The sequence below is a fragment of the Sphingopyxis sp. OPL5 genome (assembly GCF_003797775.2).
Taxonomy (GTDB): domain Bacteria; phylum Pseudomonadota; class Alphaproteobacteria; order Sphingomonadales; family Sphingomonadaceae; genus Sphingopyxis.
On sequence record NZ_CP060725.1, the window covers coordinates 2,807,977 to 2,824,179 of the forward strand.

The following is a 16,203-nucleotide window of genomic DNA, read 5'->3' on the forward strand; positions in this document are numbered from 1 at the left end:
TGCGTGTAGCTTTCCGGGAGGCAAAGAAAAACCCCTCCCTGACAGGGAGGGGTCTTCAATCCTCCCTGTCGCGAAGCGATGGGGAGGTGGCAGTCGCGTAGCGGCTGACGGAGGGGCCTTGGCGCGGGCGTCGCTGGCCCCTCCACCACCGCTTCGCGGCGGTCCCCCCTCCCCACGGCTTCGCCGCAGGGAGGATTTTTTCGACTTACGCCGGAATGCCGCTGATCGCCTTGATTTCCATGAAATCCTTGAGGCCGAACAGCCCGCCTTCGCGGCCGTTGCCCGACGCCTTGTAACCGCCGAACGGCGCGCCCGGCGCGGGGCCCCAATTGTTCACCGCGACCATGCCGGCGCGCAGTTTCGGGGCGACGTCGGCGGCCTGCGCCGGGTCGCCCGAGATCACCGCGGACAGGCCATATTCGGTGTCGTTGGCGACCGCGATCGCTTCGTCGAGCGTGTCATAGGCCATGACGGTGGCGACGGGGCCGAACACTTCCTCGTTGGCGATGCGCATGTTCGGGGTGACGCCCGAGAAGACGGTGGGCTTGATATAATAGCCGCGGTTGACGTTGGCGGGCAGGCCGGTGCCACCGGTTTCGAGCGTCGCGCCCTCGTCGATCGCCGACTGGATCAGGCCCTGGATCTTGTCGAATTGCGCCTTGTTGACGACGGGGCCGATGTGACCGCCTTCGGTCATCGGATCGCCGACCGAGGTGCCGTCGAACATCGCCTTGATGACCCCGATCGCTTCGGCCTCGCGCTCCTTCTGGACGAGGATGCGAGTCGGGGCGATGCAGCTCTGGCCGGTGTTGATCAGCACGCCCTGCACCGTCGGGGGCAGCACGGCGGCGAGGTCGGCGTCGGGCAGGACGAGGTTCGGCGACTTGCCGCCGAGTTCCTGATGGACGCGCTTGACCGTGTCGGCGGCTGCCTTCGCCACGAGGATGCCGGCGCGGGTCGAGCCGGTGAAGCTGACCATTTCGATGCCGGGGTGCGACGAGATCGCGTTGCCGACGGTCGGGCCGTCACCCTGCACGAGGTTGAACACGCCCGGGGGCACGCCCGCAGCGTCGAGGATTTCGGCGAAGATGGTCGCGTTGCCCGGGCATTCTTCCGAGGGCTTGAGCACCATGCAATTGCCGCCGGCGAGCGCGGGCGCGACCTTCAGCGCGATCTGGTTGAGCGGCCAGTTCCACGGCGTGATCATGCCGACGACGCCCATCGGTTCATAGACGACGGTGTTGGCGCCATGCTGTTCCTTGAACTGGAAGTCCTTGAGCGCCGCGATGGTGCCGAGGAAGCCGCCGAGCCCGGCGGGCGCCTGTGCGGCGGCGGCGAAGCTGACCGGCGCGCCCATTTCGGCGGCCATCGACTTGGCGAGATCGGGGATGCGCTTCTTATATTCCTCGACGATGCGGTTCAGCAGCTCGAGCCGTTCCTCGCGGCTGGTCTGCGAGAAGCTTACGAAGGCCTTTTTCGCAGCTTCGACCGCGGCGTCGACGTCGGCGGCGGTGCCGAGCACGATCGTCGTCGTGGCTTCCTCGGTCGAAGGGCTGATGACCTGATGTTCCTTGCCGCCCTGGCTATCGACCCACTGGCCGCCGATGTAATTTTGTTTCAGGTGCGTTTCGAAGTTGCTCATTTTCTCTCTCCCATCGGCGGTTCCGGATACGTATCGGATTGCTACCTAATGACGGCGGCGAATGAATCAAGCGCGGTCTGGCGCTAAATTTGGCGCGGTCAGCGCTTTTCGGCGGCGAGGCGCGACATCAGGATCGCGGCGCGGGTCGCCTGCCGCTCGATGCTCGGCAGGTCGACCGCTTCGCCGGGGGCATGGTCGCCGGTCGAATAGGGGCCGAGGCCCGCGAGCCCATCGACATCGGCGGCGACGAAGCTGATGTCGCCGGCGCCGCGCTTCAGCGGATCGAGCGCCGCCATTTCGGCGAGGCCGAGGTCGCGGTTCACCCCGTTGAGTTTGGTCAGCAGCGCGCGGTTGCCGTCGGTCGGCGCCATCGGCGGATAGCCGCCGGGGTCGAAGGCGAGCGTTGCGCCGGTGCCGGGGGCATGCTGCGCGACGATCGCCGCCATCTTCGCTTTCACCCGCGCCGCCTGTTCGCCCGACAGGGTGCGCAGGTCGCCGCGCGCGATGGCGATCGGCGCGATGATATTGGTCTTGCCGCTGACGGCGGCGCGAATGCCGCCCGCGTCGAGGGTCGCGTCCTGCCCGCCCGCGATCAAGCCGACGTTGAAAGTGAGGTTCGGTTCGGGAAGCTCGGTGCGGAAGCGTGCGATGATGCGCGTGAGTTCGTAGATGGCGCCGTCGCCCGCCGCGGCGCTGAAAATGCCCGAGCTGTGCGCCGACTTGCCGGTCGCGGTGACGGTCCAGCTTTCGGAAGAGCGCCGCGCGACCGAGCCCATGTCGGCGCCATTGTCGCGGACGAGGCCTTCGAAATCGAGCGCGACGTCGCTGCGCTTGCCCGCCTCGATCAGGTCGGCGCGCGCTTTCTCGATCGGGTCGCCGGCGTCTTCCTCGTCGCCGGTCATATGGATTTCGATATTGGCGTCCTTGAGTGTCCCCGCCGCCTTCATCGCGCGCAACGCCGCGACGATGACGACCATGCCGCCCTTGTCGTCGCCCGCGCCGGGGCCCTCGCCCATATCGCCCTTGTGGGTGAATTTCTGGAAGGGCGAATCGGGTTCGAACACGGTGTCGAGATGCGCGATGAGCAGCAGGCGCTTGGCGTCGGGCTTGCCCTTGTGCACCGCGATAAGGTGGCCGGCGCGTTTGGTTTCCGGGGTCGGTTTCCAGACGACGGTGAAGCCCAAGGGTTCGAGCTCGGCGCGCATCATCACCGCGACCTTCTCGACCCCCTCGAGGTTCAACGAGCCGCTGTTCTGGTTGACGAGCTTTTCGAGCAACGTGATCGAGCGTTCCTGCTCGGCGGTGACCGTCTTCGCCATGGCCGCTTCGGCCTTCGACAATTTCGCCTGTGCCGCAGGGGCGAGCACGAGCGACGCGGCGAGGAAGGCGGCAAGCGGCAAGGATTTCATGAAGGAGGCTCCTGAGGGGGGAGCCGCATAGTGGCGTGCGATGTCCCGCGCCGCAAGTCCGCGTCAGGCGGGCTCCTTGACCTCGTCGAAATCCTTGAGCTTTTTCAGCGCTTCATAGGCGATCGCGTGCAGCTTTGCGGTGTTGACCGCGAGGCCCTCGGTATCGTGGCCGGCGAGATCGTCGACGTGGAAGACGACGCGCGTCTTGTCGGGCGCCAGTTCCTCGAGGGTGAATTTGAGGCCGGTGGTCACGGCACCGTCGTCGATGCTGTAGATGATGTGCATTTCGCGTGGGATTTCCATCGCGACCGCATATTTGATCTTATAGGCGTCGGGGCGCTGCTTGGGGACGACCGCCGACCATTCGGGATCGCCCTTTTCGACCACCAGCTCGTAGAGCTTGGTCGAACCGCCATTGGTGACCAGCGGCAGCCCGGTGTTGGTGCCGTCGCCGAACATCTTCTTGAACACTTCTTCGCGCGGCGCCGCGACGACTCGCGTCTGATTGACCAGCTCGAGCGCCTTGCCGCAGCCCGCAAGCAGCAGCATCGCCGCGATCACCGTGAAATTCCGCATCATGGACTGTGCCCCTGCCCCTCGTGCGCCCGCTGTAGCAGCCGCGGGTTAGGAAAGCGTAAGCGGAGCCTGTAAAGAGTATTTGACAGGTGGAGGTCTGCGACTGTAAAGAGCTCTTGACAGGCGAGAGGATGGTCGTTGGAAAATCGGGTGCGCGATCATCGCGAAGCGGCGGGGTGGAGCCAGGGCGAGCTGGCACGCCGGCTGCAGGTTTCGCGGCAGACGATCAACGCGGTCGAGACCGACAAATATGACCCCAGCCTGCCGCTCGCGCTGCGCATGGCGACCCTGTTCGGGGTCGAGGTGCGGGTGTTGTTTATCGATCACTGGACGCCGGAGAAGGAATGATGACGATGGCCCTGGCAAAGGATGGACGCGGCAAGTGGCGCAAGACGGCCATGAGCACGGCGATGGGCGCGCTGGTCGGCGCGGCGGCGATGTCGGGCGCGCTGGCGCTGGCTGGCACCGACCTGCTCGACGCGATGGGGCCGTCGCGAATCGCGCTCGCCGGGGTCGGGCTCGTCTATTTGCTGATGGCGGCGATGGTGGGGTTCGGCGTCGCGGCGCCGCGCGCCGGGGCCAAAGTGCTCAATGTCGCCGATGCCGACGAGCTGCGCGACGATCGCACCAACCTGCTCTTTTCGACCATCGTCATGGCGCTGCTCGGCGCGACGCTGGTGCTGCTCGCGGTCGCCCGCGGCCCCGATTTCGCGGCCGGCCTCGTCCCCGCCGGCGTCGCCTTCGCGGTGCTGGCGCTGATGCTGGCGGGCGGCGCGCTGGTCAGCTGGCTGTGGCGCGACCGGTTCGACGAACTCGGCCGTCAACTCGGGCTCGAGGGTGCATCCTGGGCCTTTTATCTGAGCTGGATCGTCCTGTCGCTGTGGGGCGCCGCCGATTTCCTGGGTCTCGGCGTGCGGCTGACGTCGGTCGACGTGGTGACCATACCCGCCGCCGCGCTGTTGCTCGGATCGTTCGTCGCGATCGGGCGGCGGGGGATGATGGTCCGATAGGCCGGTCAGGGCTTGATCCCGTAGCCCGCATATTCGGCATCGATCCGCCCATGCTGTAGCCGGGCCAGCGCGAGGTCGGCCTGCGCGCCTTCGCGGTCGTTATCCCGCAGCCGGACAATCGCGCGCATGAACAGCGAGGCGGGCAGGTCGGGGCTGATCTTGAGCGCGGCATCGAGGTCGGCGCGCGCCTCCTCCATCCGCCCGAGGCGATAGAAGACCATCGCACGGCTATCGAGCACCGATGCCGGCGTGTCGGTGAGTTCGATCGCACGTGTGCAATCCTTGAGCGCGGTGTCGAGCTGGATCGACCGCGTGCCCTTGAGCCAGCACATCTGGTTGAGCAGGCTCGAATCGCCGGGCCGGTCGGCGAGCGCGGCGGTGAGCAGCGATATCCCCTCTTCGGCGCGGCCCGCCTTGCCGAGCAGGTCGGCCTTGGTCGTCGTCCAGCCGCGCTTGTCCTTGGCGAGCGACATCTGATCATCGGCGAGCGCGATCGCTTCGTCAAAGCGCTCCATCTCCCCCAAAGTCGCCACCTTCCACCCCAGCGCGTCTTCGGACGCCGGGTCGAGTGCCAGCGCCTCGTCGACGTCGACGAGCGCCTTTTCGAATTCGCCGAGCTGGAAATGAACGCTCGAGCGGCTGAGATAGGCACTCGCGTCGCCCTCGCGCCGGATCGCCTCGTCAAGGTCGGCCAGCGCGGCGCGCGGTTCGAAAATGTCGATGTTGAAGGTGGCGCGATTCAGATAGCCGGCGACCGCGTCGGGATCGTCGTCGATCGCCTTTTGATAGGCGGCGAGCAGCGGCCCGAGGCGCTTGTCCTTCTTGGCGGCGGCGATTTCCTCGGCGGGCGAAGGGAAGCCTGCGGGGGCGCGGAGGATGAATTCGCGCTGCTTGGCGGCGGCGACCTGCGCGCGTGCGGCGGGCAATTGGTTCGCCGCGATCTCGGCACCGCTGTTCCAGATCGTCTCGGTCTGATCGAGCCGGTTGCCGGCCAGCTTCGCCTCGCGCCGCATGCCGATGCCGGCGATCGTCAGGTCGGCGGCGGTATCGCCTTCGATCGTATAGCCGGGGCGCGGCGGCAGCTTTAGCGTGAGTTTCTGCACGATGAGGCTCGGCGCGGCCCCGGCGAGCGGAATGTCGCGCCACGCGGCGCGGGTGCGGTCGGCCTTGATCTCGAAATCGGCGATCAGCCCGTCGAGATTGACATAGGCGCGCGGCTCGTCGCGCGACCATGGCTGGCTGCCGATGCCCGACGCGCGGATGGTCGCGATCCCCCGTGCCTCGTCGAATTCGATCGACCGGGTATGGATCGTACCGCCCTCGATGAAGCTGCCGAGCGCCCGCCGGGTGAGGCCGCGCAGTTGTTCCGGCGTCGTCTGATCCTTCATGCCGCCGATCCGCGCCGCGAGTTCGCCGCGCATCGTGAAGGAGAGGTCGAAAAGCGGCGGAAAGGCGAGGCCCGCCGACTGGTCATAGGTCAGGCTCAACGAAAAATCGGGCCGCGCCGGTTTCCGCACAGGCAAGGGCAGCAGGTCGTGCCCCGCCGCCGCGACCGGCAGGACGTAGCCGAAGGGCGGCACGTCGGCGAGGTCGTCGATATGGATGCCCGCGGTCGTGCCGTCGAGCCAATAGTCGGTGCCGTCGATCCGCGCCTGCACGACGACATGGTCGAAGACGCCGAGCGCGGGCAGGCGGGTGGGCAGGAGGTTGCCGTGCTGCGAACTGACGAACGCGGGCTGCGCGTCGATGCCGAGCCGGTCGAGAACCGCGAGCAGGAGCAGCGTCTTGGCCTTGCAGTCGCCGTATCGCAGCGTCCAGGTCTGCTCGGGTGTCTGCGGCACATAATTGCCGTTGGCGAGGCCGTTGTAGAGATAGCGGATTTCGTTCTGGACGAAAGCGAGCGCGGCGGCGGTGCGCGCCTTCGGGTCGCGGTTCGCCCGGGCGATCTTGTCGATCTCGGCGGCGAGCGTGCCGCCCTCCTTGATCGTGCCCTTTGTCGCATAGAGCGGCGCGGTGGTACGCGACAGGTCGTTCCACGTTGCGAAGGTCGAAAATTCGAGGCCCGGCGGCCGCTTGAAGCGCAGCGGTGCATCCTCGGGCATCTCGTCCTGCTTGATCACCGGCTGCGTCTGGGTGAGGCTATGATAGCCGCCCTGGTCCTGTTCGACCGGGGCGATGCCCTTGCCGAACGCCTTCCATTTGATCGGCAGGCCCTGCGGCCACAGTACGCGCACCGACCCTTGCGCGATCGACGCCGGCTTCGCCTCGACGTCGACCATCGCCTCGCTGTTGCCGGCCAGCACGTCGCTGCGCTCGACGATCGTCGCCGAAAACCGGACGATGTCGCCGACGCGCAGATCCTCGATCGCCGCGGTGCCGGTGAGCAGCCCGTCGATCGTCTTCTGCTCGAAATCCTTTTCGCGGCGCAGCACAGTGAGCTTGAGGCCCTGCGCGAGCAGGTCGATCGTCGCGCCGCCACGCACGATCTGGAGCCTGTGGACGATCAGGTCGTCGCGGTCGGGGTGCCAGACGAACTGCAGGTCATTCCAGTTGCGCAGCGCGTCGGCCGACTGGATGCGAAAGGCATGGTCGCTGAAGGTCGAGCGCTTGTCGGCCTCGATCAATATCTGTTGGTCGCTGAGCAGCCAGGGCGTCGCGGCATCGCCCGCGGGCAACGGTCCGCCGTTTTGCACCACCCATTCGGCGGGCGCCGAATAGAGCGGCGCGTCCGCCGCGAAAGCGGGCGCGGCGAGCGCCAGACAGGTCCCAGCAAGAAAAACGGCAATCGAACGCACGAACAATACTCCCCCTGATCGCGTTCATCTAGCTTGGATCATGGCGGTTACCAATGTCTTTGCAATGACGGGCGGCGGGAAAAGAAACGGCGGGATGAACTCTGCGCCTCCTTAAGGTCACAAAGGCCCCCGGTCGGCGGCTTCATTCTGTGCCCTTTGTGCCCTTAACGGGCGCGGCGGGTTCGCGCAGCGCGGCGTGGACGAGCGCCATGTCGGGGCCGCCGGTCACATCGACGGCGCCGCCGCGTAGGATGCGTACCGTGGTGATGCCGTTCAGCGCGCGGTCCATCGCATAGTCGAACATCCGCCCGCGCCCGAGATCGAGCGCCTGGTCCCAGGCGTGCGCGAAGCCGTCGGCACCGTCGCGATCACGCAATTTATAGGCCGAACGGCGGCTCATCCCGACGGCTTTCGCGGCGGCGCCGATGGACCCCATCGCCTCGAGCGCGCGGATGAAGCGTTCCTGCGTCAGCGGGGTCCAGCCATCGGCGCGGCGCCGCTGCTGCGGCACGGGGGCGAAGGCGAGGATAGTGCCCTCGAGAATGGTGGTTGGGCGAGTCGGGTCGGTCATCTGCCAGTTTGAAGCATGGCGGGGTAAATTAGGAAAGGGGGTAGGGCGGGTTGCGTGACGAAATAGGATTTCGGGGAGCGGGCGGCCGCGGGCCAGCCTCTTCGTGCCTTTGCGCCTTTAGGTGAACCAAATAAGGTCGGGGCTGTCGGCTTGGCCCTTTTGGAACGGTAGCGAGCGATCGATTGCTGCCTCATCTCGCACATTGTCATTCCCGCCAAAGCGGGAAGCCAGGGATGGGCCAGCTAACGGACGCTCTGGGTCCCCGCTTTCGCGGGGATGACAAAGTAAGAAAGCTGCAATGTCCGCTTCCCACCCCAACGCCGACATTCTCCGTTGCGCCGCTCGCACCACGAACAATAAGGGCGCCCGGTCCCCCCGAACCGGGCGCCCCCCTTGGCAACGCTGATCGCGTGGATCAGGCGCTGTAGTACATGTCGAACTCGACCGGGCTCGGGGTCTGTTCGACGCGATAGACCTCGTCCCACTTCAGTTCGACATAGGCTTCGATCTGGTCCTTGGTGAAGACGTCGCCCTTGAGCAGGAAGTCATGGTCGGCGAGCAGCGCGTCGAGCGCTTCGCGCAAGCTTCCGCAGACGGTCGGGACTTCGGCCAGTTCCTCGGGCGGCAGGTCGTACAGGTTCTTGTCCATCGGGTCGCCCGGGTGGATCTTGTTCTGGATGCCGTCGAGGCCCGCCATCAGCAGCGCCGAATAGCAGAGATAGGGGTTCGCCATCGCGTCGGGGAAGCGGAATTCGACGCGCTTCGACTTGGCGCCGGCACCATAGGGGATGCGGCACGAGGCCGAACGGTTGCGGCTCGAATAAGCGAGCAGCACCGGGGCTTCGAAGCCGGGGACGAGGCGCTTGTAGCTGTTCGTCGTCGGGTTGGTGAAGGCGTTCAAGGCCTTGGCATGCTTGACGACGCCGCCGATGAAATAGAGGCACATGTCGCTGAGGCCCGCATAGCCGTTGCCGGCGAAGAGCGGCTTGCCCTTTTCCCAGATCGAGATGTGGGTGTGCATGCCGCTGCCGTTGTCGTCCTTGATCGGCTTGGGCATGAAGGTCGCGGTCTTGCCATAGGCATGGGCGACCTGGTGGACGACATATTTGTAAATCTGCATGCGGTCGGCGGTTTCGGTCAGCGTGCCGAAGGTCAGGCCGAGTTCGTGCTGCGCCGCGGCGACCTCATGGTGGTGCTTGTCGCACGGCAGGCCGAGTTCGAGCATGGTCGAGACCATCTCGGCGCGGATGTCGACGGCGCTGTCGACCGGCGCGACGGGGAAATAGCCGCCCTTGGCGCGCGGACGGTGGCCGAGGTTGCCGCCTTCATAGCTGCGGCCGGTGTTGGTCGGCAGTTCGATGTCGTCGATCTCGAAGCCCGACTTGTTGTAGCCGGTTTCGAAACGGACGTCGTCGAACATGAAGAATTCGGCTTCGGGGCCGACATAGACGGTGTCGCCGATGCCGGTCGAGGCGACATAGGCCTCGGCGCGCTTCGCGGTGGTGCGCGGGTCGCGGGCATAGCCTTCGCCGGTCGACGGCTCGACGATGTCGCAGAAGATCACGAGCATCGGGGTCGCCGAAAAGGGATCGTCATAGACCGCGTCGAGGTCGGGCATCAGGATCATGTCGGATTCGTTGATCGCCTTCCAGCCTTCGATCGACGAGCCGTCGAACATCAGCCCGTCTTCGAGTTCGTCCTCGCCGAGGACCGAGGCGACCATGGTGAGGTGCTGCCACTTGCCCTTGGGGTCGGTGAAGCGCAGGTCGACCCACTCGATGTCGTTTTCCTTGATCCGCGCGATGATATCCTTGGGCTTCGTAGCCATCGTCTATGCTTCCTTCTTGCGAAATGGTCCGGCGTGCCGGGGGTTTTCGGGTTTTCGAAAAGTGCGGAGAATTTAGAGCGCGTCCTCGTTGCGTTCGCCGGTGCGGATCCGCAGCGCGGTTTCGACCGGGATGACGAAGATCTTGCCATCGCCGATGCGGCCGGTCTGCGCGGCGGCTGCGATCGCCTCCACCACGCGTTCGGCCATCGAGTCCTCGACGATGACTTCGAGCTTCACCTTGGGCAGAAAGTCGACGACATATTCGGCACCGCGATACAACTCGGTGTGACCCTTTTGCCGACCGAAGCCCTTGGCCTCGGTGACGGTGATGCCGCTGACACCGACTTCGTGCAGCGCTTCCTTCACTTCGTCGAGCTTGAACGGCTTGATGATCGCCTCAATCTTCTTCACGCTTCTCGTCCCCCTTTGGGCTGGCCGCCGCCCCTTGCGCATCGAGCCGGATCAGGTCGGCCTGTCCGGTTCGCCGTCGAGTCGGTGCGGTGTCCCGCCATCTTGCACCAATCAAAAGCCGTGCCAATTGGCGAATCGCAGGGTTTCACCAAGAATTTTGAAAGCATATTGCGCCGCTGCCCAAGGGGTGGGCAGCGGCGCAATCTTGCTGCCTAAAAAAGCGGCAGATCTGCATTTTGATCCTCCCCGTCGCGTAGCGATGGGGAGGTGGCAGTGGCGCAGCCGCTGACGGAGGGGCAATGACGCACCCGCGCCGCCCCTCCACCACCGCTTCGCGGCGGTCCCCCTCCCCATGGCTGCGCCACAGGGAGGAATGGTCTATCAGCGTCCCATCGGCGCCGCGGTGTCGGCGATGTTGGCCTTGGTCCAGATCGAGCGGTCGACGACATAGGCGCGGATCGCCTCGGCATCTTGCGGCGTGAGCACCTTGGCGAAGCTGACCATGCCGTTGTCCTTGAGCGCCCCGTCGATGATCACGCCCTTCCAGGCATCGGCATTGCCCAGCAGGCCCGAGACGCGCAGGTCGGGGGTGAAGCCGTTGCCGATCGCGCTGTCGCCGTGGCAGACCATGCAATAGCGCCCGAAATGCGCCTTGCCCGCCGCGACCTGCGCCGCGGTGCCGAACTGCGCCGGCGGGTTCCAGGCGAGCGCCGCCGTTGCGGGCAGGGCGGGGAGCTTTGCGGTGCCGCCGATTTTCATGACGACGAGGCGCGGGATGTTCGGCACCTTGCGCGTGACGCCCCCGGCAACCCCGGCGACGAGCGGGAAGGCGCCGCCCTTGCTGGTCATGAACGCCACATATTGGACGCCGCCGACGCGGAAGGTCGAAGGCGCGCTGACGATCCCCGACTGCATGTCGAGGTCGAGCAACTGCTTGCCGGTGTCGGCGGTGTAGGCGCGGAAGCGGCCGGTGCTGGTGCCCTGGAAGACGAGGTTGCCCGCGGTGGTCATCGTGCCGCCGTTCCACGCCGCCGGATAATCGACCGCCCAGGCGACCTTGCCGGTGCGCGGGTCGAAGGCGACGAGGCGGCCGGTGGTCGCGGCGATGGCGGCGCGGAAGGCGGCCTTGTCGTCGGGCAGCATCGTCTTGTTGAGCGAGGTGCCGACGTTGAAGCCGAGCACCTTGCGCTTGTCGAGCTCGTCCATGTCCTGGAGATAGCCCTGCGGAATCTGCTGCGCCGGGATGTAGACGAGACCCGTCGCCGGGTTGTAGCTCATCGGGTGCCAGTTGTGCGCGCCGAGCGCCCCGGGGATCGCGATGAAGGGCTTGCCGGTCTTGTAGAAGCGCGCCTCGGGATTCTCGATCGGGCGGCCCGTCGCCATGTCGTAGCCGGTCGCCCAGTTGATCCCGTCGACGAAAGGCTTGGCATCGATCAGTTTGCCGCTCGTGCGGTCGATGGTGAAGAAAAAGCCGTTCTTCGGCGCATGGTACAACACCTTGGTCGGCTTGCCGCCCACCGCCTGCTCGGCGAGGATGATCGGCTGGGTCGCGGTATAATCCCACGTCTCGGCCGGGGTTTCCTGATAATGCCATTTATATTTGCCGGTCGACGCGTCGAGCGCGACGACCGAGGACAGGAACCAGTTGTCGCCTTCGCCGTTCGAACGCTCGCCGTGGTTCCATGGATTGCCGTTGCCGACGCCGAGGTAGATCTGGTCGAGATCCTTGTCGTAGACGATCGCGTCCCACACGGTGCCGCCGCCGCCCGACACCTTCCACTCGCCCTTGTCGGACCAGGTCGCGTTGGCCTTGCTCGCGAAAATGTCGTCGCTGACCGCGCCGTCCGCCTTCTTCTCGGGGTTCGGTGCGGTGTAGAAGCGCCAGCGTTCCTTGCCGGTGTCGGCGTCATAGGCGGTGACATAGCCGCGCACCCCGAATTCGGCGCCGCCGTTGCCGATCAGTACCATGTCCTTCACGACGCGAGGGGCGCCGGTGATGGTGTAAGGCTTTGACGTGTCGAAGGTCTGCGTCGACCATAGTTCCTTGCCGGTCTTGCGGTCGAGCGCGATCAGGCGGCCGTCGAGCGCGCCGACGAACAGCTTGTCGCCCCAGACGGCGACGCCGCGGTTGACGACGTCGCAGCAGGCCGAAACCGCGCGTTCGCCGGGAACCTTGGGGTCGAATTTCCACAGCAGCTTGCCGGTCGCGGCGTCCCATGCGCTGACCTTCGACCAGGCGTGGCTGACATAGAGGGTGCCGTCGACGACGACCGGGGTCGCCTCCTGCCCGCGCGCATCGTCGAGATCGGCGGTCCAGGCGACGCCGAGCTGGCCGACATTCTTGTCGTTGATGTCGGTGAGCGGGCTGAAGCGCTGTTCGTCGTAGCTGAAACCGATCGCGCCCCAGTCGTCGCCATTGCCGCCGGTCTTGAGCAGGGTCTCGCTGGCCTGTTCCGCCGCGTCGAGTGATCCGCCGCCGCTTGCGCTCTCATTCTTTGATGCGTTGCATGCCGCCAATGCCAGCAGCGCGCCGCCCAGCAGCGCGACCGAAAAGACCCGTTTTGCCATCCCATGCTCTCCCGTTCGACGCCTATGCTTGACGTTAACGTCAAGACTGCGCCCGAAGGGCGTAGCGTGCAAGCGGGAAAATGGGGGCGGAGGGGGTGGGGCAACTGAGCCGGTCGGGAGGGTGTTCCCCGGCGAAGGCCGGGGTCCAGAGCGAAATGGGGCCGGCGTTGCCTTGTAACGCTCTGGACCCCGGCCTTCGCCGGGGAACAGCTTAGCGGTTTACTGCCAAGGCGGGGCGTTGAGGCCCGTCGGACTCGCGGTGAAAATCTCGCACCCCGTCTCGGTGATGCCGATGCTATGTTCGAACTGCGCCGAAAGCGAGCGGTCGCGGGTCACCGCGGTCCAGCCGTCGGCGAGCATCTTGACCGCAAATTTGCCGGTGTTGATCATCGGTTCGATGGTGAAGAACATGCCGGGGCGCAGTTCCGGCCCGGTGCCGGGGCGGCCGGCGTGGACGACTTCGGGCGCGTCGTGGAACATCTGGCCGAGGCCATGGCCGCAGAAGTCGCGGACGACCGAATAGCGGTGTTTCTCGGCGTGGGTCTGGATCGCATGCGCGACGTCGCCCATGCGGTTGCCGGGCTTCGCCTGCTCGATGCCGAGCATAAGGCATTCATAGGTGACCTCGACGAGGCGCTTGGCCTTGATCGGGACATCGCCGACCAGATACATGCGGCTGGTGTCGCCGTGCCAGCCGTCGATGATGCTGGTGACGTCGATGTTGACGATGTCGCCATCGCGCACCGGCTTGTCGTCGGGGATGCCGTGACACACGACATGGTTGATGCTGGTGCAGCAGCTGTGGGTGAAGCCGCGGTATCCGAGCGTCGCCGGAATACCGCCACCGTCGAGCATCATCGTGCGAACGAGGTCGTCGATCTCGGCCGTGGTCACACCCGGCTGGACGAAGGGGACGAGCGCGTCGAGGATTTCAGCCGACAGCCGCCCCGCCTTGCGCATCCCGTCGAAGCCCGCCGCGTCGTGCAGCTTGATCGTGCCGTCGCGCACCGGGGTGGGCGCGCCGGGCTCGCGGGTGGTCACGGAGACATAGTCGTACATGAGGGTGATATAAGCGCGGAGGGCAGAAAAAGCGAGAGGGTGGACGGCTCAGGCTTTGACGAGATGGTCACGAAACCAGCCGACCAGCTCGTCCTCGGCAAGCTCGCCCGCAGCGAGCGCGAGAAACGTCACAACCAGCTCGGCGTCGGTGACATCGAGCCAACCGCCGTTGCGTATCACAAAGGTTTCGCTGACGACTGCGGCCGTTCGCTTGTTGCCATCGACAAAAGGATGGTTTCGCGCAATTCCGAAGGCATAGGCCGCGGCAAGGGCCGCCAAATCCGGTGTCTCATAGACGGCAAGATTTTGCGGCCTTGCCATGGCGCTTTCCAGCAGCGTCGCATCGCGGACCCCGATGCCGCCGCCATGTTCGGCGATCTGTTCCTGGTGCGCCGCCAGAGCAGCCTCCAGCGACACCCACTTCCAGTTCATGGATCTCGCCTACTTTGCCAGTTCGCGTAGTGCACGCTTGCGGCGCGCCATGACTTCACGTGCCACCGCCATCTCTTCCTCGAAATCGACGTCGAAGGGTGCGAGTTCGATACCGCGTTCGGTATCACGCACCGACAGCATGTCGCCCTGCGCTGCGCCCAGTCGAGCGAGTAGCTCCTTCGGCAGGATGACTGCGGCGCTGTTGCCGACCTTGGTAATTTTGAGCGGCGTGTTCATACGGTCGTTATAACAACGCGGCGCTGCGATTTCAAGGTCCTTGCACGGAAGGCCTCAGGACGCCCGGCTGAACAGCCCGAACAGTCCGCCGCGCGGTGCTTCCGGAATTGCGATCGCGTCGGGGTCGTCGCCGATCTTTTCGGCGCGCTGGCGCTGCCAGGCATAGAGCAGCATCTCATATTCATGGTCCGACAGTTCGTGCGACGGGCGGCCGTCGCCGAGGCCGGTGATGCTGTGGAACACCGCGTCCTGCGCGATGCTGAGGTCGATGAACGCCTGCTGCTTGTCGGCGCGCAGCTGGCGGCGCGTGATCACGTTGCGACGGTCGCGCCATTCGGCGATTTTCATTTCGGTTTCGGCCTGGAAGCGCGCCCGGTTCGCCTCGTCGCGCGCGTCGAGGATCGAGGCGATCTTGTCGTTGCCGGCGTGCGCGGTTTCGCACCAATAGCCGGCTTCATACCAGGGATCGACGTCGTGCGCGCCGCCGAGCAGCACCATCGGGCGGGGCAGGCCCTCGTTCGTCGCGTCGCGGACGAGCGCCTGATGGAAGCGCAGGGTGATGAAATAGCGGCCGAGTCGGTCGGCGACGACATCGACCGGCGCGGGTTCGCCGAAGGGGATGCGGCCGGGGGCATTGGCCGAGATCGCGCGATAGATGCGGCCGAGCCCGACGACGGTCAGGCTGTTGACGATGTCGCGAAACTCGCCCTGCCAGGGCGTGCTGGTGTCGGCGGCGGCGGCGTTGATGTCAGTAAGGTCGCCGTCGCCGAACGGAAAGGCCTCATCGTCGTAGAAATTGACTTCGAGCGGCCAGGCGTCGTCGTCGGGTTCGCAGTGCGCCGACAGGTCGACACCGATCGCGGTGACGGGGCCGGCGGCGGCGTGGCGTTCCTCGTCGCGCAGCACATCGGCGGCGAGTTCGTCCCAGCCGGTGACCCGCACCGCCGACAGCGGCCGCGCGAGGCAGAGCGAGGTGATCGGATGGACATGCGCGAGCAGTTCTTCGGTCAGGAAGGCGTCGAGCTCGTCGAAATTGCCGCTGCGCATCACGCTGTCGAACCAGCGGTCGAATTCGCGGAGCATATTCGCTTCGCCCAGCCATTGCTGCAATTGTGTCGTCATCGTCTGCCCCGGTCCCCCATTGTCAGGAGCGGCGGGCATAGCAGCAGGGGGTTGCGATCCGTTTAACGCGCGTCGCTATCGCGCGGGCGAAGGGGAGCCGATTATCTGGGCGCAGTCCTTCGCGTGCTCATTTCGACGGATCAGGAAAGTTTCGTCTTCGCCAGAGGGGACAGCTGAAATAGCGGCTCCACAAACCGACCAGATGGCGCGAACTGCACGTGTGAAATCGGCCCGGGTAGTACCGGAAGCCATGCGAAACGGCGCGAAATAGCTGGGACCAATCGCGCCGCGAATTCCCGGTTCATAACGGACGACGTCTCGCGCGGTAATCGCCGTGCCCTTTGCCGAATAGAAACGACCGTCCTTATAGACCGGAATTTCCGTTGGTTCGCCGGTGAGCGTGCCATTGAAATCGAATTCCATCGACGTCAAAGCTTCTGTTTCGAAACGGAAATCGACGCCTGGCTCGCGCGGCCACAGCCACCACGCGGCCCATATTGTCGACAATAGCAGTCCTGCAAGCAGAACGGGGCGCCTGCGCTG

Annotated in this window: 15 protein-coding genes; 2 read left to right on the plus strand and 13 right to left on the minus strand. The window is 65.7% G+C overall.

The genetic code is table 11. From position 1 onward, the window contains the following. Positions 1 to 205: 205 nt before the first annotated feature. The 3 genes from EEB18_RS13445 to EEB18_RS13455 all read right to left on the minus strand — a co-directional run bounded on the left by EEB18_RS13445 (position 206) and on the right by EEB18_RS13455 (position 3,630). Positions 206 to 1,642, minus strand: coding sequence for an aldehyde dehydrogenase family protein (locus tag EEB18_RS13445; RefSeq protein WP_187140984.1), 1,437 nt, complete (start codon positions 1,640 to 1,642; stop codon positions 206 to 208). Positions 1,643 to 1,740: 98 nt separating this feature from the next. Further along, positions 1,741 to 3,051: a M20/M25/M40 family metallo-hydrolase gene (locus EEB18_RS13450; RefSeq protein ID WP_187140985.1), complete on the minus strand. Its 1,311-nt coding sequence runs from the start codon at positions 3,049 to 3,051 to the stop codon at positions 1,741 to 1,743. 63 nt (positions 3,052 to 3,114) lie between these two features. Next, a complete protein-coding gene (locus EEB18_RS13455) occupies positions 3,115 to 3,630 on the minus strand; it encodes a hypothetical protein (protein WP_187140986.1) in 516 nt (171 codons plus the stop codon). Between the two features lie 135 nt (positions 3,631 to 3,765). Here EEB18_RS13455 and EEB18_RS13460 point away from each other — a divergent pair, with 135 nt between their 5' ends. Beyond that, positions 3,766 to 3,975, plus strand: coding sequence for a helix-turn-helix transcriptional regulator (locus tag EEB18_RS13460; RefSeq protein ID WP_056345548.1), 210 nt, complete (start codon positions 3,766 to 3,768; stop codon positions 3,973 to 3,975). A gap of 5 nt (positions 3,976 to 3,980) precedes the next feature. Beyond that, positions 3,981 to 4,637 carry a hypothetical protein gene (locus EEB18_RS13465; protein ID WP_187140987.1) on the plus strand — a complete coding sequence of 219 codons (657 nt, stop codon included), beginning with the start codon at positions 3,981 to 3,983 and terminating at the stop codon, positions 4,635 to 4,637. A 5-nt stretch (positions 4,638 to 4,642) separates the two neighbouring features. On the opposite strand, the gene EEB18_RS13470 is transcribed toward EEB18_RS13465, so the two are convergent. The 10 genes from EEB18_RS13470 to EEB18_RS13515 form a co-directional block, all read right to left on the minus strand. Next, positions 4,643 to 7,432 (minus strand): DUF3857 domain-containing protein, encoded by a 2,790-nt coding sequence (locus EEB18_RS13470; RefSeq protein ID WP_187140988.1) that lies wholly within the window; start codon positions 7,430 to 7,432, stop codon positions 4,643 to 4,645. Between the two features lie 142 nt (positions 7,433 to 7,574). Continuing rightward, positions 7,575 to 8,003, minus strand: a complete 429-nt coding sequence (locus EEB18_RS13475; RefSeq protein ID WP_187140989.1) for a hypothetical protein — start codon at positions 8,001 to 8,003, stop codon at positions 7,575 to 7,577. A 415-nt stretch (positions 8,004 to 8,418) separates the two neighbouring features. Next, the gene (gene glnA, locus EEB18_RS13480) at positions 8,419 to 9,831 is read right to left on the minus strand and encodes a type I glutamate--ammonia ligase (RefSeq protein ID WP_187140990.1); all 1,413 of its coding nucleotides are present in this window, start codon (positions 9,829 to 9,831) and stop codon (positions 8,419 to 8,421) included. Between the two features lie 72 nt (positions 9,832 to 9,903). Continuing rightward, positions 9,904 to 10,242: a P-II family nitrogen regulator gene (locus EEB18_RS13485; RefSeq protein WP_037518110.1), complete on the minus strand. Its 339-nt coding sequence runs from the start codon at positions 10,240 to 10,242 to the stop codon at positions 9,904 to 9,906. Positions 10,243 to 10,623: 381 nt separating this feature from the next. Next, positions 10,624 to 12,810 carry a PQQ-dependent dehydrogenase, methanol/ethanol family gene (locus EEB18_RS13490; protein ID WP_187140991.1) on the minus strand — a complete coding sequence of 729 codons (2,187 nt, stop codon included), beginning with the start codon at positions 12,808 to 12,810 and terminating at the stop codon, positions 10,624 to 10,626. A 219-nt stretch (positions 12,811 to 13,029) separates the two neighbouring features. After that, positions 13,030 to 13,869, minus strand: a complete 840-nt coding sequence (map, locus tag EEB18_RS13495) for a type I methionyl aminopeptidase (protein WP_187140992.1) — start codon at positions 13,867 to 13,869, stop codon at positions 13,030 to 13,032. A gap of 48 nt (positions 13,870 to 13,917) precedes the next feature. Beyond that, entirely contained in the window at positions 13,918 to 14,301 is a 384-nt protein-coding gene (locus EEB18_RS13500; RefSeq protein WP_187140993.1) for a type II toxin-antitoxin system death-on-curing family toxin, read from the minus strand. A 9-nt stretch (positions 14,302 to 14,310) separates the two neighbouring features. Further along, positions 14,311 to 14,538 carry an AbrB/MazE/SpoVT family DNA-binding domain-containing protein gene (locus EEB18_RS13505; RefSeq protein ID WP_187140994.1) on the minus strand — a complete coding sequence of 76 codons (228 nt, stop codon included), beginning with the start codon at positions 14,536 to 14,538 and terminating at the stop codon, positions 14,311 to 14,313. 54 nt (positions 14,539 to 14,592) lie between these two features. Then, positions 14,593 to 15,660, minus strand: a complete 1,068-nt coding sequence (locus EEB18_RS13510) for a hypothetical protein (RefSeq protein ID WP_187140995.1) — start codon at positions 15,658 to 15,660, stop codon at positions 14,593 to 14,595. Between the two features lie 75 nt (positions 15,661 to 15,735). Beyond that, the gene (locus EEB18_RS13515) at positions 15,736 to 16,083 is read right to left on the minus strand and encodes a hypothetical protein (RefSeq protein WP_187669003.1); all 348 of its coding nucleotides are present in this window, start codon (positions 16,081 to 16,083) and stop codon (positions 15,736 to 15,738) included. Positions 16,084 to 16,203 lie beyond the last annotated feature (120 nt).

What these genes read in the sequence shown, in the direction of transcription:
- EEB18_RS13455 (WP_187140986.1), bottom strand. Translation starts at nt 3,630, where the DNA reads ATGATGCGGAATTTCACGGTGATCGCGGCGATGCTGCTGCTTGCGGGC.
- EEB18_RS13450 (WP_187140985.1), bottom strand. Translation starts at nt 3,051, where the DNA reads ATGAAATCCTTGCCGCTTGCCGCCTTCCTCGCCGCGTCGCTCGTGCTC.
- EEB18_RS13500 (WP_187140993.1), bottom strand. Translation starts at nt 14,301, where the DNA reads ATGAACTGGAAGTGGGTGTCGCTGGAGGCTGCTCTGGCGGCGCACCAG.
- glnA (WP_187140990.1), bottom strand. Translation starts at nt 9,831, where the DNA reads ATGGCTACGAAGCCCAAGGATATCATCGCGCGGATCAAGGAAAACGAC.
- EEB18_RS13465 (WP_187140987.1), top strand. Translation starts at nt 3,981, where the DNA reads ATGGCCCTGGCAAAGGATGGACGCGGCAAGTGGCGCAAGACGGCCATG.
- EEB18_RS13445 (WP_187140984.1), bottom strand. Translation starts at nt 1,642, where the DNA reads ATGAGCAACTTCGAAACGCACCTGAAACAAAATTACATCGGCGGCCAG.
- EEB18_RS13505 (WP_187140994.1), bottom strand. Translation starts at nt 14,538, where the DNA reads ATGAACACGCCGCTCAAAATTACCAAGGTCGGCAACAGCGCCGCAGTC.
- EEB18_RS13510 (WP_187140995.1), bottom strand. Translation starts at nt 15,660, where the DNA reads ATGACGACACAATTGCAGCAATGGCTGGGCGAAGCGAATATGCTCCGC.
- EEB18_RS13515 (WP_187669003.1), bottom strand. Translation starts at nt 16,083, where the DNA reads ATGGAATTCGATTTCAATGGCACGCTCACCGGCGAACCAACGGAAATT.
- EEB18_RS13490 (WP_187140991.1), bottom strand. Translation starts at nt 12,810, where the DNA reads ATGGCAAAACGGGTCTTTTCGGTCGCGCTGCTGGGCGGCGCGCTGCTG.
- map (WP_187140992.1), bottom strand. Translation starts at nt 13,869, where the DNA reads ATGTACGACTATGTCTCCGTGACCACCCGCGAGCCCGGCGCGCCCACC.
- EEB18_RS13475 (WP_187140989.1), bottom strand. Translation starts at nt 8,003, where the DNA reads ATGACCGACCCGACTCGCCCAACCACCATTCTCGAGGGCACTATCCTC.